This is a genomic window from Mycobacterium sp. D16Q16 (assembly GCF_002013745.1).
Classification (GTDB): Bacteria; Actinomycetota; Actinomycetes; order Mycobacteriales; family Mycobacteriaceae; genus Mycobacterium.
Genome location: NZ_MAEY01000020.1, coordinates 47,098 through 69,352 on the forward strand (window position 1 = coordinate 47,098; position 22,255 = coordinate 69,352).

The 22,255-nt window shown below is 65.2% G+C and carries 29 protein-coding genes and 1 tRNA gene; 20 read left to right on the plus strand and 10 right to left on the minus strand.

The window, feature by feature from the left end:
• The first annotated feature begins 12 nt into the window (after positions 1–12).
• From ftsZ to B4394_RS18955, 4 genes are all read left to right on the plus strand, one after another.
• A complete protein-coding gene (gene ftsZ / locus B4394_RS18940; RefSeq protein ID WP_078291569.1) occupies positions 13–1,161 on the plus strand; it encodes a cell division protein FtsZ in 1,149 nt (382 codons plus the stop codon).
• Between the two features lie 37 nt (positions 1,162–1,198).
• The gene (gene pgeF / locus B4394_RS18945) at positions 1,199–1,906 is read left to right on the plus strand and encodes a peptidoglycan editing factor PgeF (protein WP_078315950.1); all 708 of its coding nucleotides are present in this window, start codon (positions 1,199–1,201) and stop codon (positions 1,904–1,906) included.
• Positions 1,906–2,616, plus strand: a complete 711-nt coding sequence (locus tag B4394_RS18950) for a YggS family pyridoxal phosphate-dependent enzyme (RefSeq protein ID WP_078315951.1) — start codon at positions 1,906–1,908, stop codon at positions 2,614–2,616. Before pgeF ends, B4394_RS18950 begins: the two co-directional genes overlap by 1 nt.
• An 88-nt stretch (positions 2,617–2,704) precedes the next feature.
• Positions 2,705–3,346 carry a cell division protein SepF gene (locus B4394_RS18955; protein ID WP_078311798.1) on the plus strand — a complete coding sequence of 214 codons (642 nt, stop codon included), beginning with the start codon at positions 2,705–2,707 and terminating at the stop codon, positions 3,344–3,346.
• Positions 3,347–3,416: 70 nt separating this feature from the next.
• Here the strand turns inward: B4394_RS18955 and B4394_RS18960 are convergent, their stop codons facing one another.
• The 3 genes from B4394_RS18960 to B4394_RS18970 are packed head-to-tail and all read right to left on the minus strand — an operon-like array spanning position 3,417 to position 4,959.
• On the minus strand, positions 3,417–4,163 hold the full coding sequence (locus B4394_RS18960; protein ID WP_078311797.1) for a DUF899 domain-containing protein: 747 nt from the start codon (positions 4,161–4,163) through the stop codon (positions 3,417–3,419).
• The gene (locus B4394_RS18965) at positions 4,160–4,498 is read right to left on the minus strand and encodes an ArsR/SmtB family transcription factor (protein ID WP_078311796.1); all 339 of its coding nucleotides are present in this window, start codon (positions 4,496–4,498) and stop codon (positions 4,160–4,162) included. Before B4394_RS18965 ends, B4394_RS18960 begins: the two co-directional genes overlap by 4 nt.
• Positions 4,495–4,959, minus strand: coding sequence for an SRPBCC family protein (locus B4394_RS18970; protein ID WP_078315952.1), 465 nt, complete (start codon positions 4,957–4,959; stop codon positions 4,495–4,497). Before B4394_RS18970 ends, B4394_RS18965 begins: the two co-directional genes overlap by 4 nt.
• A gap of 209 nt (positions 4,960–5,168) precedes the next feature.
• On the opposite strand from B4394_RS18970, the gene B4394_RS18975 reads away from it, so the two are divergent.
• From B4394_RS18975 to B4394_RS18990, 4 genes are all read left to right on the plus strand, one after another.
• Entirely contained in the window at positions 5,169–5,462 is a 294-nt protein-coding gene (locus tag B4394_RS18975) for a YggT family protein (RefSeq protein ID WP_030095510.1), read from the plus strand.
• A gap of 229 nt (positions 5,463–5,691) precedes the next feature.
• Positions 5,692–6,519 carry a DivIVA-like cell division protein Wag31 gene (wag31, locus tag B4394_RS18980; protein WP_078311794.1) on the plus strand — a complete coding sequence of 276 codons (828 nt, stop codon included), beginning with the start codon at positions 5,692–5,694 and terminating at the stop codon, positions 6,517–6,519.
• Positions 6,520–6,564: 45 nt separating this feature from the next.
• Positions 6,565–7,029, plus strand: coding sequence for a hypothetical protein (locus tag B4394_RS18985; RefSeq protein WP_078311793.1), 465 nt, complete (start codon positions 6,565–6,567; stop codon positions 7,027–7,029).
• Positions 7,030–7,043: 14 nt separating this feature from the next.
• Positions 7,044–7,649: a M15 family metallopeptidase gene (locus B4394_RS18990; RefSeq protein ID WP_078315953.1), complete on the plus strand. Its 606-nt coding sequence runs from the start codon at positions 7,044–7,046 to the stop codon at positions 7,647–7,649.
• A 12-nt stretch (positions 7,650–7,661) separates the two neighbouring features.
• Here the strand turns inward: B4394_RS18990 and B4394_RS18995 are convergent, their stop codons facing one another.
• Positions 7,662–8,636 (minus strand): MBL fold metallo-hydrolase, encoded by a 975-nt coding sequence (locus B4394_RS18995; RefSeq protein ID WP_078315954.1) that lies wholly within the window; start codon positions 8,634–8,636, stop codon positions 7,662–7,664.
• Position 8,637: 1 nt separating this feature from the next.
• Positions 8,638–9,201: a carboxymuconolactone decarboxylase family protein gene (locus B4394_RS19000; protein ID WP_078315955.1), complete on the minus strand. Its 564-nt coding sequence runs from the start codon at positions 9,199–9,201 to the stop codon at positions 8,638–8,640.
• Positions 9,202–9,379: 178 nt separating this feature from the next.
• Here B4394_RS19000 and B4394_RS19005 point away from each other — a divergent pair, with 178 nt between their 5' ends.
• Positions 9,380–9,928, plus strand: a complete 549-nt coding sequence (locus tag B4394_RS19005; RefSeq protein WP_078315976.1) for a TetR/AcrR family transcriptional regulator — start codon at positions 9,380–9,382, stop codon at positions 9,926–9,928.
• Between the two features lie 28 nt (positions 9,929–9,956).
• Here the strand turns inward: B4394_RS19005 and B4394_RS19010 are convergent.
• Positions 9,957–10,042: transfer RNA gene (locus B4394_RS19010), tRNA-Leu, on the minus strand.
• Between the two features lie 151 nt (positions 10,043–10,193).
• On the opposite strand from B4394_RS19010, the gene B4394_RS19015 reads away from it, so the two are divergent.
• Together B4394_RS19015 and B4394_RS19020 are read left to right on the plus strand one after the other, a co-directional pair.
• Positions 10,194–11,549, plus strand: coding sequence for a M20/M25/M40 family metallo-hydrolase (locus B4394_RS19015; protein ID WP_078315956.1), 1,356 nt, complete (start codon positions 10,194–10,196; stop codon positions 11,547–11,549).
• A 26-nt stretch (positions 11,550–11,575) separates the two neighbouring features.
• Positions 11,576–12,097, plus strand: a complete 522-nt coding sequence (locus B4394_RS19020; RefSeq protein ID WP_078311788.1) for a YbhB/YbcL family Raf kinase inhibitor-like protein — start codon at positions 11,576–11,578, stop codon at positions 12,095–12,097.
• A gap of 15 nt (positions 12,098–12,112) precedes the next feature.
• On the opposite strand, the gene B4394_RS19025 is transcribed toward B4394_RS19020, so the two are convergent.
• The 3 genes from B4394_RS19025 to B4394_RS19035 are packed head-to-tail and all read right to left on the minus strand — an operon-like array spanning position 12,113 to position 14,498.
• Positions 12,113–13,174, minus strand: a complete 1,062-nt coding sequence (locus B4394_RS19025; RefSeq protein WP_078311787.1) for a quinone-dependent dihydroorotate dehydrogenase — start codon at positions 13,172–13,174, stop codon at positions 12,113–12,115.
• The gene (locus B4394_RS19030; protein ID WP_078311786.1) at positions 13,174–13,434 is read right to left on the minus strand and encodes a DUF5703 family protein; all 261 of its coding nucleotides are present in this window, start codon (positions 13,432–13,434) and stop codon (positions 13,174–13,176) included. Before B4394_RS19030 ends, B4394_RS19025 begins: the two co-directional genes overlap by 1 nt.
• Complete coding sequence (locus B4394_RS19035; protein WP_078315957.1) at positions 13,431–14,498, minus strand: hypothetical protein; 1,068 nt, start codon at positions 14,496–14,498, stop codon at positions 13,431–13,433. The genes B4394_RS19030 and B4394_RS19035 overlap by 4 nt, the downstream gene beginning before the upstream one ends.
• 89 nt (positions 14,499–14,587) lie before the next feature.
• Between B4394_RS19035 and B4394_RS19040 the strand changes: the two genes are divergently transcribed.
• The 7 genes from B4394_RS19040 (at position 14,588) to B4394_RS19070 (ending at position 19,311) form a co-directional block, all read left to right on the plus strand.
• Positions 14,588–14,902, plus strand: a complete 315-nt coding sequence (locus tag B4394_RS19040) for a hypothetical protein (RefSeq protein ID WP_057968063.1) — start codon at positions 14,588–14,590, stop codon at positions 14,900–14,902.
• A 56-nt stretch (positions 14,903–14,958) separates the two neighbouring features.
• Complete coding sequence (locus tag B4394_RS19045) at positions 14,959–15,789, plus strand: undecaprenyl-diphosphate phosphatase (RefSeq protein ID WP_078315958.1); 831 nt, start codon at positions 14,959–14,961, stop codon at positions 15,787–15,789.
• Positions 15,786–16,478 carry a histidine phosphatase family protein gene (locus B4394_RS19050; protein ID WP_078315959.1) on the plus strand — a complete coding sequence of 231 codons (693 nt, stop codon included), beginning with the start codon at positions 15,786–15,788 and terminating at the stop codon, positions 16,476–16,478. The genes B4394_RS19045 and B4394_RS19050 overlap by 4 nt, the downstream gene beginning before the upstream one ends.
• A gap of 46 nt (positions 16,479–16,524) precedes the next feature.
• A complete protein-coding gene (locus B4394_RS19055; protein WP_078291958.1) occupies positions 16,525–17,115 on the plus strand; it encodes a DUF3090 domain-containing protein in 591 nt (196 codons plus the stop codon).
• Entirely contained in the window at positions 17,096–17,914 is an 819-nt protein-coding gene (locus B4394_RS19060; RefSeq protein WP_502688411.1) for an SCO1664 family protein, read from the plus strand. Before B4394_RS19055 ends, B4394_RS19060 begins: the two co-directional genes overlap by 20 nt.
• A 69-nt stretch (positions 17,915–17,983) precedes the next feature.
• Positions 17,984–18,886, plus strand: a complete 903-nt coding sequence (locus tag B4394_RS19065; protein WP_078315977.1) for an LppU/SCO3897 family protein — start codon at positions 17,984–17,986, stop codon at positions 18,884–18,886.
• Between the two features lie 92 nt (positions 18,887–18,978).
• On the plus strand, positions 18,979–19,311 hold the full coding sequence (locus B4394_RS19070; protein WP_078315960.1) for a DUF732 domain-containing protein: 333 nt from the start codon (positions 18,979–18,981) through the stop codon (positions 19,309–19,311).
• A 3-nt stretch (positions 19,312–19,314) separates the two neighbouring features.
• Here B4394_RS19070 and B4394_RS19075 read toward each other — a convergent pair whose 3' ends face one another.
• The gene (locus B4394_RS19075) at positions 19,315–20,163 is read right to left on the minus strand and encodes an LLM class flavin-dependent oxidoreductase (RefSeq protein WP_078315961.1); all 849 of its coding nucleotides are present in this window, start codon (positions 20,161–20,163) and stop codon (positions 19,315–19,317) included.
• A gap of 55 nt (positions 20,164–20,218) precedes the next feature.
• On the opposite strand from B4394_RS19075, the gene B4394_RS19080 reads away from it, so the two are divergent.
• Together B4394_RS19080 and mshC are read left to right on the plus strand one after the other, a co-directional pair.
• Entirely contained in the window at positions 20,219–20,983 is a 765-nt protein-coding gene (locus tag B4394_RS19080; RefSeq protein WP_078311779.1) for a 3'(2'),5'-bisphosphate nucleotidase CysQ, read from the plus strand.
• 20 nt (positions 20,984–21,003) lie between these two features.
• On the plus strand, positions 21,004–22,254 hold the full coding sequence (gene mshC / locus B4394_RS19085; protein WP_078315962.1) for a cysteine--1-D-myo-inosityl 2-amino-2-deoxy-alpha-D-glucopyranoside ligase: 1,251 nt from the start codon (positions 21,004–21,006) through the stop codon (positions 22,252–22,254).
• Position 22,255 lies beyond the last annotated feature (1 nt).

A 22,255-nucleotide genomic window follows, 5' to 3' on the forward strand; every position in this document is an offset into this window, starting at 1 on the left:
AGGAAGGCGACCATGACGCCTCCACACAACTACCTCGCGGTGATCAAGGTCGTCGGCATCGGTGGCGGCGGCGTCAACGCCGTCAACCGGATGATCGAGCACGGCCTCAAGGGGGTCGAGTTCATCGCGATCAACACCGACGCGCAAGCGCTGTTGATGAGCGACGCCGACGTCAAGCTCGACGTCGGCCGCGACTCCACGCGCGGCCTGGGCGCGGGTGCGGACCCCGACGTGGGGCGCAAGGCCGCCGAGGACGCCAAGGACGAGATCGAGGAACTCCTCAAGGGTGCCGACATGGTCTTCGTCACGGCCGGTGAGGGCGGTGGCACGGGTACCGGTGGTGCGCCCGTAGTGGCCAGCATCGCGCGCAAGCTCGGTGCGTTGACCATCGGTGTGGTCACCCGGCCGTTTTCGTTCGAGGGCAAGCGCCGCAGTGGCCAGGCCGAGAACGGAATTGGCTCGCTGCGCGAGAGCTGCGACACCCTCATTGTCATCCCCAACGATCGCCTGCTGCAGATGGGCGACGCCGCGGTATCGCTCATGGACGCATTCCGCAGCGCCGACGAAGTGCTGCTCAACGGCGTCCAGGGCATCACCGATCTCATCACCACGCCGGGTCTGATCAACGTCGACTTTGCCGACGTCAAGAGCGTCATGTCCGGGGCCGGTAGTGCCCTGATGGGCATCGGCTCGTCCCGTGGCGACGGCAGGGCACTCAAAGCCGCAGAGACCGCGATCAATTCGCCGCTGCTCGAGGCGTCGATGGAAGGCGCGCAAGGCGTGCTGATGTCGATTGCCGGCGGTAGCGACCTAGGTCTGTTCGAGATCAACGAAGCGGCCTCGCTGGTGCAGGAGTCGGCGCACCCCGAAGCCAACATCATCTTCGGTACGGTCATTGACGATTCCCTGGGTGACGAGGTGCGGGTCACCGTCATCGCCGCAGGTTTCGACGCGGGTGGCCCCAGCCGCAAGCCCATCAGCGGCACGGCTGCTCCGGGAACAGTCGCCCCCGGTAAGGCCGGTCAGGTCAACGGCTCCAACGGGACCAGCATTTTCGACACCATCGACGCGCAGAGCCTGCCCAGGGACACCAACGGTGCCACGGTGACGCTCGGCGGCGACGAGGACGACGTCGACGTGCCACCCTTCATGCGGCGCTGACGGCTTGCTGTTTAACCGACGAACTACCCTCTGACGTATGGGTTTTCGAGTTCGACGTGTCACCACCACCCGGCGTGGTGGCGTGTCACGCGCACCTTTTGACAGTTTCAACCTCGGCGATCACGTGGGTGACGACCCCGATGCGGTGGCTGCTAACCGGTCACGCCTCGCGGGCGCGCTGGGCTTACCGGACGATCATCTGATCTGGATGCAGCAGGTTCACGGCGACAACGTGCACCGCGTCGAGGGGCCCGGCACATCGGTTATCCCGGACACCGACGCGTTGTTGACCACCGAACCCGGTATCGCGCTCGCGGTCCTGACCGCGGACTGCGTCCCGGTGCTACTCGCCGATGCGAGCGCGGGAGTCATCGCGGGTGCCCACGCCGGTCGGGTCGGCGCCAAACTCGGCATCGTGCCGCGCACCGTCGACGCCATGGTGGAAGCCGGTGCGGAGGTCGGCCGTATCTCGGCCTTTCTCGGGCCGGCGGTAAGCGGTCGGTATTACGAGGTGCCAGCCGATATGGCCACGGATGTCGAGACGGCGCTGCCGGGGAGTCGCACCACGACTTCGGCCGGCACGCCGGGCCTGGATCTGCGTGCCGGAATTGCCCGCCAGCTCGCCGGATTGGGCGTAACGGCCATTGATATCGATCCGCGGTGCACCGTGGAGGATTCCGATCTGTTCAGTTATCGCCGGGAGCCGCGCACCGGCCGACTGGCATCGGTGATCTGGCTCAGCTGATGTCTCGTGCCGATGAACTGAGCACCGCACTGGACGCGGTGCGGGAGCGGGTCCGCGCCGCCGCCGGGGCCGCCGACCGCGATCCCGACGACATCCAATTGCTGCCCGTCACCAAGTTTTTCCCGGCGTCCGACGTCGAGGAGCTGTATCGGTTGGGCTGCCGCGCGTTCGGGGAATCGAGAGATCAGGAGGCCGCCGCCAAGGTGGAGCAGGTCGGCCACGCGGATATCCACTGGCACATGGTGGGCAATCTGCAGCGCAACAAGGCGAAGTCGGTTGCGCACTGGGCGTATTCGGTGCATTCGGTGGACAACTCGCGGCTGGTGTCCGCGTTGGATGCGGGTCGCGGGGCGGGGGAGGAGCGCGAGCCGCTGCACGTTTATCTCCAGATCAGCCTGGACGGTGACACCACCCGGGGCGGGGTGGATATCGCGGACCTCGCGGGGATCGACGAGCTATGCGCGCAGGTGGTCGCCAGCGAGCATCTGGAGCTCGCCGGCCTGATGGCTCTGCCTCCGCGCGAGGCCGATCCCGACCAGGCCTTTCATCGGCTCCAGCAAGAACACGAACGCGTCCGCCAGCGCTATCCACACGCGAATCGCTTGTCGGCAGGAATGTCCAACGACCTGGAGACCGCCATTAAATATGGGTCCACTTGTGTGCGTGTCGGAACGGCGTTGATGGGGCAACGACCGCTAACGTCACGGTAGATCGTCACTCCAGTCACATTTGCAACACAGCTGTAGAGACCGAGCGAACAACTGAACTCCATATAGCCCACGCACGGAAGGTCACGCGATGAGCACGCTGCACAAGGTCAAGGCCTACTTCGGCATGGCTCCCATGGACGACTACGACGACGAGTATTACGACGATGTCGACGCTCCCGCGCCCCGCCGCGCGTCCGCCGAGGACCGTCGGTACCCGCGTCGTGGCGAGCGGTTCGCCGACGATGCCGAGTACGGCTACGACGAGCCCGGCTACCGACCGGCTGGCCCGGCGGGCTACGCCGAGGAAGACCGTTTTGCCACCCGCCATCCGGCACCGCGCGAATTCGATCGTCCGGCACCGCGTTTGGGCTCGCTACGGGGTAGCGCCCCCACCCGTGGCGCGCTGGCCATGGATCCGCGCCGCGCCGCCATCTTCGAAGAGGGAAGCCCGTTGTCGAAGATCACCACGCTGCGCCCCAAGGATTACAGCGAGGCCCGCACCATTGGTGAGCGTTTCCGCGACGGCACCCCGGTGATCATGGACCTGGTGTCGATGGACAACGCCGATGCCAAGCGCGTCGTGGACTTCGCCGCCGGGCTCGCGTTCGCGCTGCGCGGCTCGTTCGACAAGGTCGCGACGAAGGTCTTCCTGCTGTCTCCGTCCGATATCGACGTCAGCGCCGAGGAGCGCCGCCGGATCGCCGAGAGCGGCTTCTACTCCTACCAGTAAAGAGCTTTAGCCGAGTGCGAGCCTGGCGCGGAAATTGGTCTCCAATTCCGCGCCAGGCTCGCACTCGTCGTTAGTGGCAGGACTTCGCGGGGCGCGGATCGTGTGGATCGTCGGGATCCGGGTCACCGAACCAGCGCGAGGGCTCGTGTGAGCCGTACTCGTCGTGCCAGTCCCACCATTCATATGCGGGGGACTGCGGGTAGCCCTCCGGCGAGTCCTCCCATGTCTCCTGGCGGCCCAGCGCCGTCATGTCGAGGAAGGTCCAGGTGTTGTTGAACGCCTCGTCGCCCCGGTTCTTGATGAAATAGGTGCGGTACACCCGATTCCCGTCGCGGATGAATGCGTTGGTGCCATGCCAGTCGTCGACATCGAAGTCGCGGTCGAAGGAACTGTCCGCGGCGATGGTGTACCAGGGGTGATGCCAGCCCATCCGTGCCTTGATGCGTTCCAGGTCCGCCTGCGATCCGCGCGAGGCGTAGATGAGTGTGGTGTCGCGGGCATTCAGATGGGCCAGATTGCCGATGTGGTCGGCCATCAGTGAGCAGCCGGTGCACCCATGTTCGGGCCAGTCGCCCGTGCCGGGGTCGATGAAGGCGCGGTAGACGATGAGCTGGCGGCGACCCTGAAACAGGTCGAGGAGGGTTACCGGGCCTTCTGGTCCCTCGAACCGGTAGGACGCGTCCACCTCAGTCCACGGCATGCGCCGGCGTTTGGCGGCCAGGGCGTCGCGGGCCCGGGTGAACGCCTTTTCCTCGATGAGCATCTGCTGGTGCGCGATTGCCCAATCCTGTGCCGACACGATCGGGGGAGTCCTCATGATGTTGCCCTCTCTATGGTCTCGGCGAGCTGTTTGATCCGCGCCAACCGTCGATCCCATGCCGCTCCCACCGCGGTGAGCTGCTCGGCGATGCGGGCGACTTGTTCGGCGTTGGCGCGATACTGCTTCTCCCGCCCGTTGGCGGTGGCGTGGACCAGGCCGGCCTTGTCGAGGACCGCGAGGTGTTTGGTCACGGCCTGGCGGGTGACCGGAAGGCGATCGCTCAACGTTGTGGCCGTGGCCATGCCGTCGGTCAAGATGAGGTCGAAGACCCGCCGGCGGGTCGGATCGCCGACCGCCGCCCACAGATCGTCGTCGATGACGGCTGTCGTCATGGCCGGCCCGCCAGCTCGCCCACGCAGGGAGCGAGGCGGGGCAGGTGCCGCGCCCAGCCCTCCTCGTGCGCCTCGTACTGCTCGATGACGTCGGCTTCGGTTCGGCCCTGGTCCCGAAAGCCGACCTCGGTCATGCGCACCCGGGTGCCCGTCCCCGCCGGTGTGAGGTCAAATGTCACCAGTAGCGAATTTCCAGCGTTCGCCACGTGCCCCTCGGGATAACACCAACGGAACGAGAACCGCCGCGGCGGATCGACGTCGACGAGCGTGAGCCCGAAGATCTGGACCTCGCCGGGTTCCTCGCCGCTGAAGGTGATCTCGCCCCGCGCCGCCGGGGTCGGGGCGAACTCTGCGTCGTCCGGCCACCATTGCTTCATATGTTCCGGGCGGCTGATGACGGAGAAGACCACCTCCGGCGCCGCGTCGATGTGAAGTTCTCGCTCGATGCGTTCGTATGACATGTCTCTCCCAACTCGCAACAATCGGTTGCGTTTTACTGTAGTGCCGCAAGGGGTGATATGCAACCATAAGTTGCAGGTGATTGACCCGGTGGCGCGGTCCAGGGGTTTCGTTGTGTGGTGGGCGGCCCGACGGGGCCTGCCGGTAGGCTGAGGAAGCTGTTTTAAGAAGCCCGCGCGTGATTGTTCACGCTTGCCCGATGAGGGGTCCCTTGGCACTGTTCTTTGAGATCATTGGCTACGCGCTTCTGCTCTTCTGTTTGCTGCTGTTCGCGCGCATAGTGATCGAGACCATTCAGTCCATTAGCCGCGATTGGCACCCGCGAGGCGCCACTGTGGTGATTCTGGAGCTCATCTTTACCGTCACCGACCCTCCTGTGCGGTTATTGCGCCGCCTCATTCCGCCACTCTCGCTTGGCGCGGTGCGATTCGATCTGTCCATTACTTTGCTGCTTTTGGTCGGATTCTTTGGCATGCGGGTGGCGTTCCTGATGGCCGCTGGCTAAGCCTCCAGCGACGCTGAATTTCGGTATTCAACTCACATCGATCTGGATACGAATGCGCGTCATATCCAAAGCCTCAGAGTATTTTTATGCACGTCAGAGGGATACTTAACGCGCTCTGCTGCGACCGGCGGGTCGGATGTGACAGGATGGACGCCAGTTACAGTGACACGGCACGTTCGTTTTACACTGCAATACGATTCCAGACGTCGAGACTTGATAGGGGCAGGCAATGCCGCTTACACCAGCTGATGTACATAACGTCGCGTTCAGTAAGCCACCCATCGGTAAGCGCGGATACAACGAGGACGAGGTTGACGCCTTCCTCGACCTGGTGGAGAACGAGCTGGCCCGCCTGATCGAGGAGAACTCGGACCTGCGTCAGCGGGTTCAGGAGTTGGACCAGGAGTTGGTCGAGGCCCGCAAGGGTGGCGGCGCGGCTCCCGTCTACGAGGCCCCCAAGCCCGAGAAGAAGCCCGAGCCCGCTAAGCCCGAGCCCACACCGGCACCCGTCGTGGCGGCCGCCCCGGCTGCGGCGTCGACCGAGGAACACCATGTCCGCGCGGCCAAGATCCTGGGCCTGGCACAGGACACCGCGGACCGTCTGACCGGGAACGCCAAGTCCGAGTCGGAAAAGTTGTTGTCCGATGCTCGCGCAAATGCGGACCAGATCGTCAGCGAGGCTCGCGCCACCGCCGATAAGACGGTCACCGACGCACGGGCGAAAGCAGAGGCGCTACTCTCGGATGCCCAGACCCGTTCCGAGACCCAGCTGCGCCAGGCGCAGGAGAAGGCCGATGCCCTGCAATCCGATGCCGAGCGCAAGCACTCGGAGATCATGGGCACCATCAACCAGCAGCGCACGGTGCTGGAAGGGCGTCTGGAGCAGTTGCGTACATTCGAGCGCGAGTACCGCACCCGGCTCAAGACCTACCTGGAGTCTCAGCTCGAGGAGCTTGGCCAGCGCGGTTCCGCAGCGCCCGTCGATGCGGGTGCTTCGAATGAAAACGCATCCAAGGAAGCCGGTTTCGGCCAGTTCAACCGTGGGAACAACTACTGATTTAGATCGGTCTATGCTCGCGGCACGTATGAGGAGTGATTCGCGATGCTGATCGTCGCATTGGTGTTGGCCGCTGTCGGTCTGGCGGCCCTGGTGACAGCAGTGGTCACCAGTAATGAAGTTCTTGCCTTCGTGTGTATCGCCGCAGCCGCCATTGGCGTGGTGCTCATGATTGTCGACGCGATTCGGGACCGGCACGCCGGCGCGCTGGAATCCGATGAGGAGTCCGACCCGGACGCCGAGGGCGATGACGACGAGTCCGACGAGCAGGGGACCGACGAGTCCGGAACTGCCTCGGCCGATCAGGCCGGCGGTGACTCGGTAACCGATGTGGCAGAAGCAGATTCGACCAAGACATCGGTGATCCCGGCGGTACACGAGAGCACGGCCCCCGCCGCTGTCAGCCTCAAGGAGGCCGCCACCGCGGCCCACATCCATCCGTCTGCCGAAGAGACCTACGAGCAGTTCGATGTTGACGACGAGGACGAGGACGAGCCACACCGCTCGTGACGGGACCCTTGCCAATGTCGCGTAGAGCAGTCGTGAGCGTGGCGGTCGTCGTTGCGACACTTAGCCTGTCGGGATGCCACGCCACGGACCCGGCCGTAAGCGGCCACCCGGAAGCGGTGGCCGGCATTGTCCTGGTGACGGCCCAGACGACTGTCCCGCAGCCTCCGTCGTCCGGCACGCTCGGCGAGGAGCCGGACGGGGGCGCGTTGTCTGCTCCGGTCAGCCCATTCGACACCACTTCTCTAGCGGTCATCAGGCTGGACCCTCCGCTGCTCCGCGCGGTCCAGGACGCCGCCAATAGCGCGGCGGTCGACGGTGTGACACTTGTGATCACGTCAGGCTGGCGGTCACGGGCTTTCCAACAGCAGTTACTCGATGACGCGGTACAGACGTACGGAAGCCTGGCGGTGGCCCGGCAGTGGGTGGCCACTCCCGACGAATCGCATCATGTGCAGGGCAAGGCCGTCGACATCGGTCCCGCGTCGGCCTACGACTGGATGCTAAGGAACAGTACGCAATTCGGTCTGTGTCAGGTCTTCGCCAACGAGAAGTGGCACTACGAACTCACCGCCGATGCCGAAGGGCAATGTCCACCGTTGCGTACCAACGCGGCAGGCTGACCAGACTCGCTTCTACCTCGGATCGGCTGCGGCCTTGGCGAGCTGACCTGAGATGGATTCCAGTGCCTGGGTGAGGCTTTGGAAGGGGATTTCGGGGTCGCGTTCGTGGTAGATCGCCGCGATGATGATCGGCAAAGTGACCGTCGCTTCAGGATATTTCGTGACATCGATGCGGGCTGTCGCGTCCTCCACGGGAGTGCCCTGGTCGTAGAGACGGTTCGCTTGCTCGTGTAAGTCCGACCAGAACGCGATGCCGCGATCGATGGCCGCGTCGATCTCGGCGTCGACCAGCACTGGACCATGACCGGGCACAACGGTTTTGGCGCCAAAGGTGCGGATACGCTCCAACGCGGCGATCCAGTGAGGGACCGAACCCGACCAGACGACCTTCACGATGGCATGGGTCAGCAAGTCGCCGGAGAAAAGCACCTTGTGTTCGGGGAGGAAGGCGATCGCGTCTCCGACGGTGTGGGCCGGACCGAGCTCATGCAACTCGACGTCGAGCTTGCCCACCCGCAGCGCCCTCTCGCCCGAGAACGTGGTGTCCGCGGGCCGAACGCGTACTTCATCGAAGCAGAAGGGCTTGGCCAGTGGAGCCAACACGTGCATAGGTGATGACGGGTTGGCGCTGCCGCCCAGGAGCTCGGCGGTCAGGTCGGCGTGCTCCTGCACCATGAGCGCACTGGCGGCGTCCGTGGCGATGATCTCGACATCGTTGGCGAATACCTGATTACCGAAGAAGTGGTCGCCGTCGGTATGCGTGTTGAAGACATAGCGCACCGGGGCGGTGGCCGTGTGCTGCCCGAACGCATCACGCATCTCCTGTGCGTGCCGCACATCGTAAAGGGTGTCCACGACCAGTGATTCGCCATCGCTGACCACCAGACCCGCGTTGGCCAGCCCGAAGCCCTCGTCGCCGGAGAGGAAAACGTGTGCGCCACCGCCGAGTTGGACGAGTCCCTTGTGGAACGCAGAATCCTGTGTCATGTCAGTTCTGCCCCTCTTCTGAACGCAATGTGTTCGTAGCGGTGGTGAGGATGTCCTGCGTCGCGCCCTCGCCATCGGCAGTGATGCCCAGCGTCTTGAGGAAGAGTGCTGTCATCACGTAATGCCCAGTGAGCAGCACGATTTCGGCGACTTCGTTGTCTGAGTAGAACTTCTGGACAGCGTCGGTAATCGCGGGTGGGCCCGTGATCCCGGCAAGGAGTTCGTCGACGAAACCGATGAGCGCGGCGAGGCGCTCATCGCCGAAGGAGTCCGCTCCGGACACCACCGCGTCGATCACCTCGGCTGGCACTCCGACTCGCTGTGCCTCCGGAGCATGGTGGTGTATCTCGTACTGCGCGCGCGTGACCGCACCGACACGCAAGATGACCAATTCTCTGGTCTCGGCGGACAACTCGCCGTCTCTAAAGGAGAGACCCAAGGTGAGGTAGGGCTTGGCGCTGTTCCTCGTCATCACCAGGCCCCGGGTCAGATTGGCGGGGAACAGCTCGAATGCTTCTCGTTGTACGGGGCTCAAATCGGCCACCGTCGGCAGAACGACGCTCATGGGTTTCCTCTCCTTGGGCACTCCTGGCGGCAAGAGTCTGCTATAAGAAACGGACCGTATCTTGTGTGCATTGATCGTATCACGGCGTAAGATACGCAACGTGTCTACTGGAGGCGTGAAGGAGAGCGCGGAAGCGTCGCAGGCGGACGGCGGGACACGGCGGCGCGACGAAACACTGATGTCGGCAATCCGCGACGCGACGTACGCGGAGCTGAAGGAGCACGGCTACTCCGGGGTTACTTTTGAGGGTGTGGCCCGTCGGGCCAAGACCAGCAAGCCGGTGCTGTACCGCCGTTACCGATCCCGCGCGCACATGGTCGCCGACGCGCTGCCGACGCTGCGATACCCACCCGCGCGGCTCGCATCGGCCACCTCCCTGCGTGAAGACGTGCTGGCACTGTTGGGGGCCTTGCTCCGGGAGCTGCAGCTCATCGGGGTCGCCAACTACCGCTGCCTCTTGGCCGAGGCCGACGACGAATTGGCCGGCGACATGACGACGGCAATCGCCGGGTGGGTCGACCACACGGTGCTGCAGGCCTTGGCCGAGGCGCGCGAGCGCGGTGAGATCGGTCCCGAGGACATTCCGCTGCCTGTGGCGACGAGCATCCTTGCGCTCATGCGCCATGAGCTGTTCTTCACCCGCAAGCAGTTTGACGGCGACAAGCTCGCGGAGCTGTTCGACACCGTCTATCTGCCGTTGATCAATCTGACGTCGCGCGGCGGCTAAAAGCGGCTTCGCTCGTCTCAGTCGTGTGTGTCCGAGGGGGGACTTGAACCCCCACGCCCGTTAATAGGGCACTAGCACCTCAAGCTAGCGCGTCTGCCATTCCGCCACTCGGACCTCTTGCTCCAGTTTGGGCACGTAGGCGGAATTTCCGCGCTGTGCTCAAACCAAGTGCGGGCACTATGGCCCGTGGTTGCCGTCATAGGCTAGCGGAAACCCTGCACAAGGCCCAAACCGGTTGCCCGCGCCCGGTGTGCGGCGTCCGTCGATGGTAGGAAAGGTAGTTGTGACTTCTGAGAATCCGGCGCCCGAGGACGAGGTCGTCGAACTGGTCAGCACGCTGATCCGCTTCGACACCTCCAACACCGGAGAGCTGGAAACCACCAAGGGCGAGGCCGAATGTGCCCGCTGGATCCAGCAGCAGCTGGAAGAGGTCGGATACACCTGTGAGTACGTCGAGGCGGGCGCACCTGGCCGCGGAAACCTGTTCGCGCGTCTGGCCGGGGCCGACAGGGGGCGTGGTGCCCTGCTCGTTCACGGCCATCTGGACGTCGTTCCCGCAGAGGCCGCCGACTGGAGCGTGCACCCCTTCTCGGGGGCGGTGACCGACGGCTATGTGTGGGGCCGCGGCGCGGTCGACATGAAGGACATGGTCGGGATGATGGTCGCGATCGCCCGGTGGTTCAAACAATCCGGGACGGTACCCCCGCGCGATCTGGTCTGGGCATTTGTCTCGGACGAGGAGAACGGTGGCAAGTGGGGCTCTCAGTGGCTCGTAGACAACCGTCCCGACCTGTTCGAGGGTGTCATCGAGGCCATCGGCGAGGTGGGCGGTTTCTCGCTCACCGTGCCGCGCAAGGAAGGTGGGGAGCGGCGTCTGTACCTGCTGGAGACGGCGGAGAAGGGCATCGCGTGGATGAAGTTGACCGCCAAGGCGCGGGCCGGCCACGGCTCCATGGTGCATGAGGACAACGCCGTCACGGCGGTCGCCGAAGCCGTCGCCAAACTGGGCCGGCATCGGTTCCCCTTGGTGCTGACCGAAGCGGTGACTCAGTTCCTTGCAGCGGTCGCCGAGGAGACCGGCTACGACTTCGACCCGGACTCACCGGATCTGGAGGGCGCCGTCGCCAAGTTGGGATCGATTGGCAAGATTGTCGGCGCGACCCTGCGCGATACCGCGAACCCCACGATGCTCAAGGCCGGGTACAAGGCCAATGTCATACCGGCGACCGCTGAGGCCGTGATCGACTGCCGGGTGCTGCCCGGACGGCTGGAGGCCTTCGAGCGTGAGGTCGACGAAATCATCGGGCCCGATGTCGAACGCGAATGGGTGCAGTTACTCCCCGCCTACGAGACAACGTTCGACGGCGACCTGGTCGATGCGATGAATGCCGCGGTGCTGGAATTCGATCCCGATGCCCGCACCGTGCCGTACATGCTGTCCGGCGGAACTGATGCAAAGGCGTTCGCCCGGTTAGGTATTCGGTGCTATGGTTTCGCACCCTTGAAGCTGCCGCCCGAGCTCGACTTCGCCGCACTGTTCCATGGCGTGGACGAGCGCGTGCCCGTCGACGCATTGACGTTCGGTACCAAGGTTCTTCAGCACTTCCTGCTTAACCACTGATCACACCCGACTGAAAGGACGCCCACATGGCCTCTCCCTACGACTCCCTGCCGCAGTTGCCGACCTTCACCCTGACATCTGCCAGCGTCACCGATGGACAGCCGCTCGGCATCGAGCAGGTAAGCGGAATCATGGGTGCTGGGGGACAGGACGTCTCGCCCGAGCTGAGCTGGTCCGGATTCCCCGAGGAAACGCAGAGCTTCGCCGTCACGGTGTACGACCCCGATGCGCCCACCGCGTCGGGCTTTTGGCACTGGGCGGTGGCGAACCTGCCCGCCACTACGACGCAGCTCCCCGCTGGCGTGGGCAACGGAAGCGACTTGCCGGGGGATGCGATCACGTTGGCCAATGACGCGAGCCTCAAGCGGTACATCGGGGCGGCACCGCCCGCCGGTCACGGACCGCACCGGTATTACATCGCCGTGCACGCCGTGAGCGTGCCGAAGCTGGAGCTGCCGGAGAGCGCTACCCCGGCGTATCTGGGCTTCAACTTGTTTGGGCATGCGATCGCCCGCGCTGTCATTCACGGCACCTACGAGCAGCACTAGCTGCCTCGGAATGGGCTAGGAGGCGGAGCCAACCGCCTCTTGCAGGCTGCCGAACCCGCCGTCACGCAGGTGTTGGGCGATACCGTCGTGAATCCGCTTGGCGTAGAAGCCACCCCGGTAGATGAAACCGGTATAGCCCTGCAGCAGTGAGGCCCCGGCGGTGATCCGCGCCCAGGCGTCGTCGGCATCCTCGATGCCGCCGACGCTGATGAGCACCAGGCGGTCTCCCACTCGCCGATGTAGCCGTCGCAGCACCTCGAGTGATCGGGTGGCCACCGGCGGACCGGAGATGCCCCCGGCGCCCAGGTCTTCGACATCGGGCGTCTTCAAGCCGGCGCGGCTGATGGTGGTGTTGGTGGCAACGATCCCGGCGAGGCCCAGTTCCGCTGCCAGATCTGCGATCTCGTCGATATCGGCATCGGAGAGATCCGGGGCGATCTTCACCAGCACCGGTGTGGTGGTCTCTTCGAGAACCGCGGAGAGGATCTTGCGCAACTCGCCGATGGCTTGGAGATCGCGTAGCCCAGGGGTGTTGGGGGAGCTCACATTCACCACCAGGAAATCGGCGGCCGGCCCCACCAAGCGTGCGCTCACCCGGTAGTCGGAGGACGCGAACGCGGCCTCGACGATCTTCGACTTGCCGATGTTGGCGCCGATGGGCACCGTGGACTTTCGTGTCGCCAACCGGGGCGCAAGGGCTGCCGCACCGTGGTTGTTGAAACCCATCCGGTTGAGCAGGCCGCGGTCGGCAGAGAGCCGGAACAGTCGGGGCTTCGGGTTGCCGGGCTGCGCGATGGCGGTCACCGTGCCCACCTCGGCGTAGCCGAACCCCAGCGGGCCCCACACCTTGAGGCCCTCGCCGTCCTTGTCGAATCCGGCGGCCAAGCCCAGCGGGGCGGGGAAGCGCACCCCGAACACCTCGCTGGCCAGGAGGGGGTCGGCCGGGGCGCACAGCCGATTCAACAGCCAGCGCGTGGGCGCGAAGGCTGCCGCGGCGCGCAGGGAAGCGAAGACCAGGCTGTGCGCCCGTTCGGGTGGCACCACAAAAAACAGCCGCAACAGGATGGCGTACAGCATCAGATCACCGGGACGGTAAACGGCCCGCCAGCCAGGTTTCCGCGGAGTTTCTTGCGGCGCAACAGGACTCGACGGCTTCCGTCGGTGTAGACGCGGACCCGGGTGAGCTCCCAGCCGCCGAACTCGGCCTGAATCGAGAGCCGAAGCGATGCCGTGATCCTGGTGATTTCCGGAGGCAGCCGCAACGGGTAGTAGTCGTACTCGTCATCGGGTTCGCTCTCCCAACCCGCTGGAAAGCTACTGCGTGCGGCGCGGCTCACCCGATACTCCTGATGCCGATCGCCTGTATTCCGTCGCCGACGCCGGATGCCACAAACAACGTGGATCCGTCGCTGACCAGTGAATTAGGTTGCCGCACAGTCGCGAATCGGGCCCTTTCCTCGGGGATTCCGGTAGACAAATCGTAGCCAATAACCGTGTTGGACGCCGTCTGCGACACCCAGGTGAGCTTGGTCGAGTACGCCAGTCCATACGGAGCGGCGGGAACCGGGTAGCGCTGGCGCAGGATGAGCGAGTCGGCCAGGCCGAACACCAGCAGGGCGCCGCCGCGGGTGTCGGCCACCAGCAGGCGTCCCTTATCGTCGGCGAGCATCGTGGTCGCCCCCTCGCCGGCTCGAAGGGCATGCGCGGTGCCATCGCCGGCCTCGGTCAGGGTGGTCACCGAACTCTGCGCGCGGTCCAGAACGGCGACGGTGTTGCCTTGGTATGCAAGGGAATCGATGCGGGCGAAACCGCTTGCGTGGGCGGCTATCTGGTTCTGGGCGTCGAGCGTGAAGACGGTGCCGTCGGTGGTTCCGAGCACGACACGGCCGTCTGGGCTGCGGGTGATGGCTGAAAAATCGGTGTTTTCGTGGCCCGAGATATCGACCTTGTTCGCGCGCCCCGAGGCGATGTCGACCGTGAAGTAGCCGCCCGTGGTGGACAGGTACACCCTGCCGTGGTCGTCGCCGACGGCAGCGGTCGCCGGGGAGGAGAGCGTGACGGTGTGACGTGGCGCGTCGAGATTGTCCCGCGTGAACAACGTCACTGTTCGGCCGTCATTGGTCAGAACTGACACTGTGTTGCTCGAGGTGTCGAACAACACGGCGCTGGACTGGCCGGCGAACCGGTGCACCGTTCCCGCCGGTGCTGCCGTCACCGGGGGCGACTGTGCTGCGGAAGCCGGCGTGATGACGGCGGGGGCGGCGGGGCTGCCGGTATCACTGCCCGTTGAGCAGCCCGATACGGCGCCCGAGACCACCGCGATGACGGCTGCTAGTGCGGTGATAGTGCCTCTTATACCGCGCACATCGCGGCCCGGTAAAGGATTCATCGCATCCATCATCGCAATCGACCTGGGATTGCCGAGCAGGAGATGACTTTCTCGGCGCGTTCGGTGCTAGCAGTCGGTAGCTGGGGGCTATCGTGAGAGCCATGACGCTTGCCGACAGTCCGGTCTTCACCGTCGAGGTCCTCGTGACGGGCGTGCACGCGAATGGATTTGGTGAGGTGGGCGATGGTCGTAGCTTCGCTTTCCGCATCGAGGATTCGTTGCTGCGTGTCGAGATCTACCGGGCCTTCCTCACCGAGCTGGTTCCCGATGACAGCGATGTGGTGGCCGTGGGAACCCGGCCCATCACAGATATCGATGTCACCGATGAACGCAGCATCGTTGCCGCGGTGCGCGATCTGGTCGCCGACGCGCAGCCGGTGAGCATCAGCCGCCTCGCCCGGCTGCTGGCCGGCTAGGGCGATCTGCCGCCGCGTCCAGTACGGTCGCTGTCGTGGATTCGGCAGTAGCGGCAATGTCCTGGTTGCAAGTGATCGTGCTGGCGGTGGTCCAGGGACTTACCGAATTCCTGCCGATTTCGTCCTCGGGCCATCTGGCCATCGTGTCGCGGGTGTTTTTCGATGAGGATGCGGGCGCGTCCTTTACGGCGGTCTCCCAGTTGGGCACGGAGGCGGCGGTTTTGCTCTACTTCGCCAAGGACATCTGGCGCATCCTTCGTGCATGGTTCGGGGGGCTGTTCGTGAAGGCGCACAGAACTTTTGACTACTGGATGGGCTGGTACGTCATTGTCGGCACCATGCCCATCGGCGTGTTGGGTCTGGCATTCAAGGATCAAATCCGTTCGGGTGCAAGAAATTTATGGCTCATATCGGCCTCGCTCATCGTCTTCGCGCTGGTCATCGCCGTCGCGGAGTACTACGGGCGGCAGGTGCGTCACACCGAACAGCTCACCATGAAGGATGCTGTGATCGTCGGTAGCGCACAGGCTTTGGCTCTGATCCCGGGTGTATCCCGGTCGGGTGCCACCATCAGCGCCGGGCTGTTCCTCGGACTGGACCGGCCCGCGTCCGCCCGATTCGGATTTCTGCTGGCCATACCGGCGGTGCTGGCCTCCGGGCTGTTCTCCCTGCCCGATGCGTTCCACCCGGTGACTGAGGGCATGAGTGCGACGGGTCCGCAGCTGCTGGTGGCCACCCTGATCGCCTTCGTCATCGGCTACGCGGCAGTCGCCTGGCTGCTCCGCTTCATCAGCAACCACAGCATGTACTGGTTCGTCGGATACCGCGTGGTCCTGGGGCTCACGGTGATGGGTCTGCTGGCTGCTGGGGTGGTGAGCGCGTCATGACGGTCATCCTGTTACGTCACGGGCGGTCCACCTCGAATGTCGCGCACACCCTCGCCGGCCGCAGCCCAGGTGTCGAGCTCGACGAGAAGGGACAAGTCCAGGCACGGGGGATCGTCGACCGTCTGGGCGCGGTGACGGTTCGGGCGATCATCACGTCCCCGCTGCTGCGGTGCGAGCAGACCGTGGCGCCGTTGGCGGCGGAGTTGAACCTGACGCCTGTCGTTGAGGACCGGCTCGCCGAGGTGGATTACGGGCAGTGGACCGGCCGCGCGATTGCCGAGTTGCTCGCCGAACCCCTGTGGAAGGTCGTCCAGCAGCAGCCCAGTGCCGCACAATTCCCGGGTGGTGAGGGGCTTGCACAGGTCCAGGCGCGGGCGGTCGCGGCGATCCGTGAGCACGACCGGCGGCTATCCGAGGAGCATGGCGGTGACAGCGTCTGGGTGGCATGCACGCACGGAGATGTCATCAAGTCGGTACTCGCCGACGCGCTCGGCACGCACCTGGATGCGTTCCAGCGCATCGTCGCCGATCCGGCCTCGATGAGCGTGGTGCGCTACACCGAGCTGCGACCCTTCGTTATGCACATGAATCACACCGGCCCCGACCTGTCCAGCGCGCTGAGCGCCCGGCCGCCCGAGAAGCCCGCCGGGGCGGCTTCCGATGCCCCTGTGGGCGGCACAACCGATTAGAACCCTTCGCGCGAGGGGTTCATCGACCGGTAGTTTTGGAGACACCATGCCCCGATCGATTCACGTATTCCGCAGCCCGGACCGTTTCGTCGCCGGAACGGTCGGGGAGCCGGGGAACCGTACGTTCTATCTGCAAGCCGTCCATGAGAGCCGGATCGTCAGCGTGATGCTGGAGAAGCAACAGGTGTCTGTGCTGGCTGAGCGCATTGGAACCCTGCTGTCGGAGGTCCACCGCCGGTTCGGAACAGAGATCCCGCCCGAGCCCGATGTGGTTGAGGACCTCAGCCCGCTGGTGATGCCTGTCGACGCCGAGTTCCGGGTCGGAACCATGGGGCTCGGCTGGGACGCCGAGGCCAACTCGGTGGTTGTCGAACTCCTCGCGGTGAGCGAGCAGGAGTTCGACGCCTCCGTGGTGCTCGATGACTCCGAGGACGGCCCGGATGCCGTTCGCGTGTTCCTGTCCCTGGAAGCGGCACGGCAGTTCGCGACACGCTCCACCCGGGTCGTTTCCGCGGGCCGTCCTCCGTGCCCGCTATGCGAGGAGCCGCTCGATCCGGCCGGACACATCTGCGTCCGCACCAACGGCTACCGCCGGGGGACGGTGCCCGGGGCGGCAGATGATGACGCCGAGTCCTGACGACTCGGGCCCCGGCGGCAGCCCCGAGGAGCACGCCGCCATCCGTGACGGCGAGCTCACCGTCATCGGGCGCATCCGATCCGCGAGCAATGCCACGTTTCTCTGTGAGGTCGAAAGTGGCCTGCATTGTGTCTACAAACCAGTGCGAGGTGAGCGGCCGCTCTGGGATTTCCCGGACGGCACCTTGGCCGGGCGTGAGGTGGCAACGTACCTGATCTCGGCGGAGCTGGGCTGGAATGTGGTGCCGTATACGGTATTTCGAGACGGCCCGGCCGGTGTTGGCATGGTGCAGCGGTGGATCCACGAGCCGGAGCTCGCCGAGGGCGCCCTCGACCTGGTGGATATCTGTCTTCCGCAGGCCGTGCCGCAGGATTACCTGCCGATCCTGCGCGCTCTCGACGCCGACGGCGCGGAAATCGTGCTGGTTCACGCCGATGACGCCCTGCTGCGCCGGATGGCGGTGTTCGACACCCTGGTGAACAACGCCGACCGCAAGGGCGGTCACATCCTGCGGGGTGCCGACGGTGTCTACGGCGTCGATCACGGGATCTGCCTGCACGCCGACGACAAGCTGCGAACCGTGCTGTGGGGATGGGCGGGCAAGCCCGTGGAGCCAGAGTTGCTTGATGACGTGGAGCGCCTCGAGGAGGCATTGCGGGGAGATTTGGGCGCCGCACTGTCGGTCCACATCACTGCGGAGGAAGTGGCGGCTTTACGCCAACGTGCTGCGACGACGCTGGATGAGCCGGTGATGCCGATGCCTGATCGCAACAGACCTATACCGTGGCCCGCCTTTTGATGGGCGATCGTCTAGCCTGGTCGGCACAGCGTGATGTTCCGGGAAGGGACGGGCAAGGGGGGTGCTGACGTGACGGGACCACATGACCCGTATCAGCAGGGACCAGCGGGGCAGTGGGGCGCACCCGAAGGGCCAACTCAGGAGCGCTGGCAGGCGCCGCCGCCGACGGCTCCGTACGGTTACGCGCCATCGGACTACCCGGACGATTCGATCGGCCGCCTGTATGACGGAATTCCGCAGGGTTACGCGGTTCCCCCGATGTATCCGGGGCTCCCAGGGCAGGACCCCTTCGGGCCGCAGAAACAGTCCAGGCCGTGGATTCTGATCGCTTCGATCACCGCGGCGGTCGTCGTCGTGCTCGCGGTGGTGTTGGTGGTGATCCTCAACCGGGACACCGATCCGCGCCAATCGGTCAGCTCGCCGACTACTACGGTGTCCTACGCGAACCCCGAATTGCCCACAGTCAGTGGCGCACCGACGTATCTGACACCTACTGCGCAGCCGCCTAGTGCACCAATGCCACTGCCCCAGATGCCTGTTCCGCCCCAGGCGCCGACGGGCCCGCCCAAGGCCGCGGGACAGGTGGCCGCAGTCGGCGACTGTATCGCGTTGGCCGCTCCCTCGGACTACAAGGCGGTGGCGTGTACGGACCCCAAGGCGGCGTGGCGCGTGATCGAGGTCGTCCCCGGCGGCAAGTGCCGGCAGACGTACACGGGATTCACGGCCGGAGATTTCTCGTATTGCATTGCCCCGCAACTGCGTGTCGGCTCGTGCTATCAGACGGCAGTGGTGATGGGCAGCACCGTGTTCGTGGCCGCGGATTCCTGCCAGGCGCCGAAGGCATTCGTCGTGTTGTTCGTGATTCCGGGGACGAAGGAGGCCGGGCAATGCAAGGGCAAGCCCGGGGTGGTTCATTCCTTCGCGTTCCCCGACCCGCCGATGGCTATCTGTACGGGCGAATTCGCTCCCTGATCGTGAAAACTGGGATCGGTCAACTTACGCAAAAACGCTTCCGACCAGTCGCTATCGCGCAATAAGATCGTCTCCTCATCTGAGGGGGCATCATGATCACCAACTTCCGCCGGTTTTGGGCTGCCGGCATTCTCACCGCTTCCGTCGCAGGGGCCATCAGTCTTGCCGGACCGGCACATGCCGATGGCGAGGGAGAGTTCTTACAGCTCATCAACGACAACATTCCCGGGGCAAACCCCTATAACGCGGGCAATGCCGCGATGTACGTGCACGCCGGGAACATGGCCTGTGGGGTGCTGCGCAACGGCGGAACGAAGGACGAGGCCATTGCGTCCGCCACATTGCTCCCGTGGTCTCCGAAGTGGGCGTCGAAGGCGGTGGTCGAGTACGCCCCCCAGACCATGTGTCCTGACGTCAAACACTGACGCCTAGCGCGGCGGCCCCTTTTCGATCCGCCCGCGCAATGCTCCGAGGGGATCCTCGTGCTCGGTGTGCCAGTCCGAGTCCAGATACCAGGTGTAGCCGGCCTCGTGCAGGGTGGTGATCTTCTCGCGTGTGGCAGCGAGGTCGCCGAAGTCGGTAGTTGCCTCGTACACCACGTCGTAGCCACCGGTGTGGCCCAATTCGCTTCGTAGTGAATGAATTTCACGGGCGGCCTCAATCCATCGCCGTAGCGGCGGATTGAGGCCGAACTGTCCGTCGGCCGTGGTGATGTTGGGCAGCAGCCCGTCACAGCGGGCGGCGCGTGACAGGGACTTGCGTGAGCCACTCAGACCCACACACCAGGTGGTGATGCGCGGCTTCTGTGCCGGCGGGCCGGGCACCATATGCGCCGTGGGCGTCACTTGGTAATGCGTGCCCTCGTAGCTGAAGGGCTGACCTTCCCATAGCCCGAATAGGACGTCGAGTCCCTCGTCGAGTAGCCCGGCGCGAGCCTTGCGGCCCTGGTCGCGCTCGAAGGCCAGCCAATTGTCATGCAGCGCACCCATTCCCACCGACAAGATGACCCGGCCGCCGGAGAGTCGATCCAGCGTCGCAGTGGTGGATGCCAGATCCCACGGCTTGCGGCGCGACAGCGGCGTGAGCATGGTTCCGAGCTTGATCCGGGTGGTGCGCATAGCCGCCGCTGTCAACGCCACCCATGCGTCGACACCCCACACCGGTTCCCAGCCGAAGACGGCATCCCAGCCCGCCTCCTCGGCCAGCGCGGCCAGCTCCGCGACGTCGGCGGCGTCACCCGTTGTCAGGACGATTCCGTACTGGATGCCGGCGGTCATGGGCGCGAGTATGCCGACGGGGTGTGACAAATCCTGATCGGGTAATACTGACCGGGTGACTCTTTCCGATGCCGCTCTTGCCGCAGAACTCGCTCACGAAGCCGGACAGCTGTTGTTGCAAGTGCGTGCCGAGCTCGGGTTCGACGACCCCAAGGCGCTCGGCGCGGCCGGTGACAAGCGTGCTAACGCTCTGCTGCTGGAGCGACTGGCCGCCGAACGGCCCGCGGACGCGGTGCTCTCGGAGGAGGCCGTCGACGACAAGGTCCGCCTGGGCGCGCAGCGGGTGTGGATCATCGACCCGCTCGATGGCACCCGCGAGTTCGGGATCCAGGGCCGCGACGACTGGGCGGTGCATGTCGCGCTATGGCAGGCCGATGGTGCTGGGGGGTCGATCACCGATGCCGCCGTCGCGCTGCCCGGATTGGGCACCGTGTTTCGCACCGACGAGACCCGGGTCAGCCCTCCGGCGCGCGCTGAATCGGATCCGATCCGGGTTGTCGTGAGTGCCAGTCGCCCTCCGAAGCTGCTGATCGAGATGGCAGAACGGCACAACATCGAACTGATCCCGATGGGTTCGGCCGGGGCCAAGGCCATGGCGGTGGTGCGTGGTGAGGCCGATGCCTATCTGCACGGCGGCGGCCAGTGGGAGTGGGATTCCGCGGCACCGGCGGGCGTGGTGCTCGCGGCCGGGCTGCATGCCTCGCGCCTCGACGGAACCCCGCTGCGTTACAACCAACCGCACCCGTACCTGCCGGACCTGATCATGTGCCGCTCCGATCTGGCGCGGCCGCTCCTGGATGCGGTGGCCGAGCTCGCCTGAGCACCTCATACAGTGGTGCCATGCAGTCGTGGACGTCGGCGCCGGTTCCTGAACTCGACGGTAGTGGTCCGCAGCTGAGGCTGTACGACACCGCCGATCGTCAGGTGCGACCGGTCACGCCGTCGTCCGGTCCGGGATCCAGCGCGACGATGTATGTGTGTGGCATCACCCCTTATGACGCCACCCATCTGGGCCACGCCGCAACGTATCTCACGTTCGACCTGATCTATCGGCAGTGGCTCGACGCGGGCCTGGACGTGCATTACGTGCAGAACGTCACCGACATCGACGACCCGCTCTTCGAACGTGCCGACCGTGACGGCATCGATTGGCGTGAGCTGGGGGACCGGGAAACCGATCTGTTCCGGGGCGATATGACGGCGCTGCGGGTGCTACCGCCGCGGGAGTACGTGCGCGCCACCGAGTCGATCGCTTGCATCATCGAACTCGTCGAGAAGATGCTGGCCTCGGGCGCTGCCTATGTGGTCGATGACCCCGAGTATCCGGACGTGTACTTCCGCGTCGACGCCACCGAGCAGTTCGGCTATGAGTCGGGGTACGACATCGAGACCATGTCGCGGCTCTTCGCCGAACGCGGCGGTGATCCGGACCGTCCCGGCAAGGCCAATGAGCTCGACGCCCTGCTGTGGCGCGCCGCGCGCCCGGGGGAGCCCAGCTGGGATGCATCGTTTGGCCCGGGCCGGCCGGGTTGGCATGTGGAGTGCTCGGCGATCGTTCTGCGCGAGCTCGGTGCCGGTATCGACATTCAGGGTGGTGGCAGCGACCTGATCTTCCCGCACCACGAATACAGTGCCGCGCACGCCGAATCCGTTACAGCGCAACGCCGTTTCGCGCGGCACTATGTGCACGCCGGGATGATCGGGTGGGACGGGCACAAGATGTCCAAGAGCCGCGGGAACCTGGTGAAGGTTTCGGGGCTGACGGCCGAGGGTGTGGATCCCGCGGCGATCAGACTCGGGCTGTTGGCCGGTCACTACCGTGCCGATCGGTCCTGGAGTGACGCCGTGCTTTCCGACGCGCAGGGCCGTTTGGCCCGCTGGCGCCACGCGGTGGCGCTGCCCACCGCGCCGGGTGCCCGCGACGTGGTGTCCCGGGTGCGGCGTTATCTCGCCGACGATCTGGATACACCAAAAGCTCTTGCGGCCCTAGATAACTGGGTGACCGACGCGTTGGCGTACGGCGGTCATGACCCCGAGGCCGGAACCCATGTGAGTCATGCGGTGGATGCCCTGCTGGGAGTGCAGCTGTAGC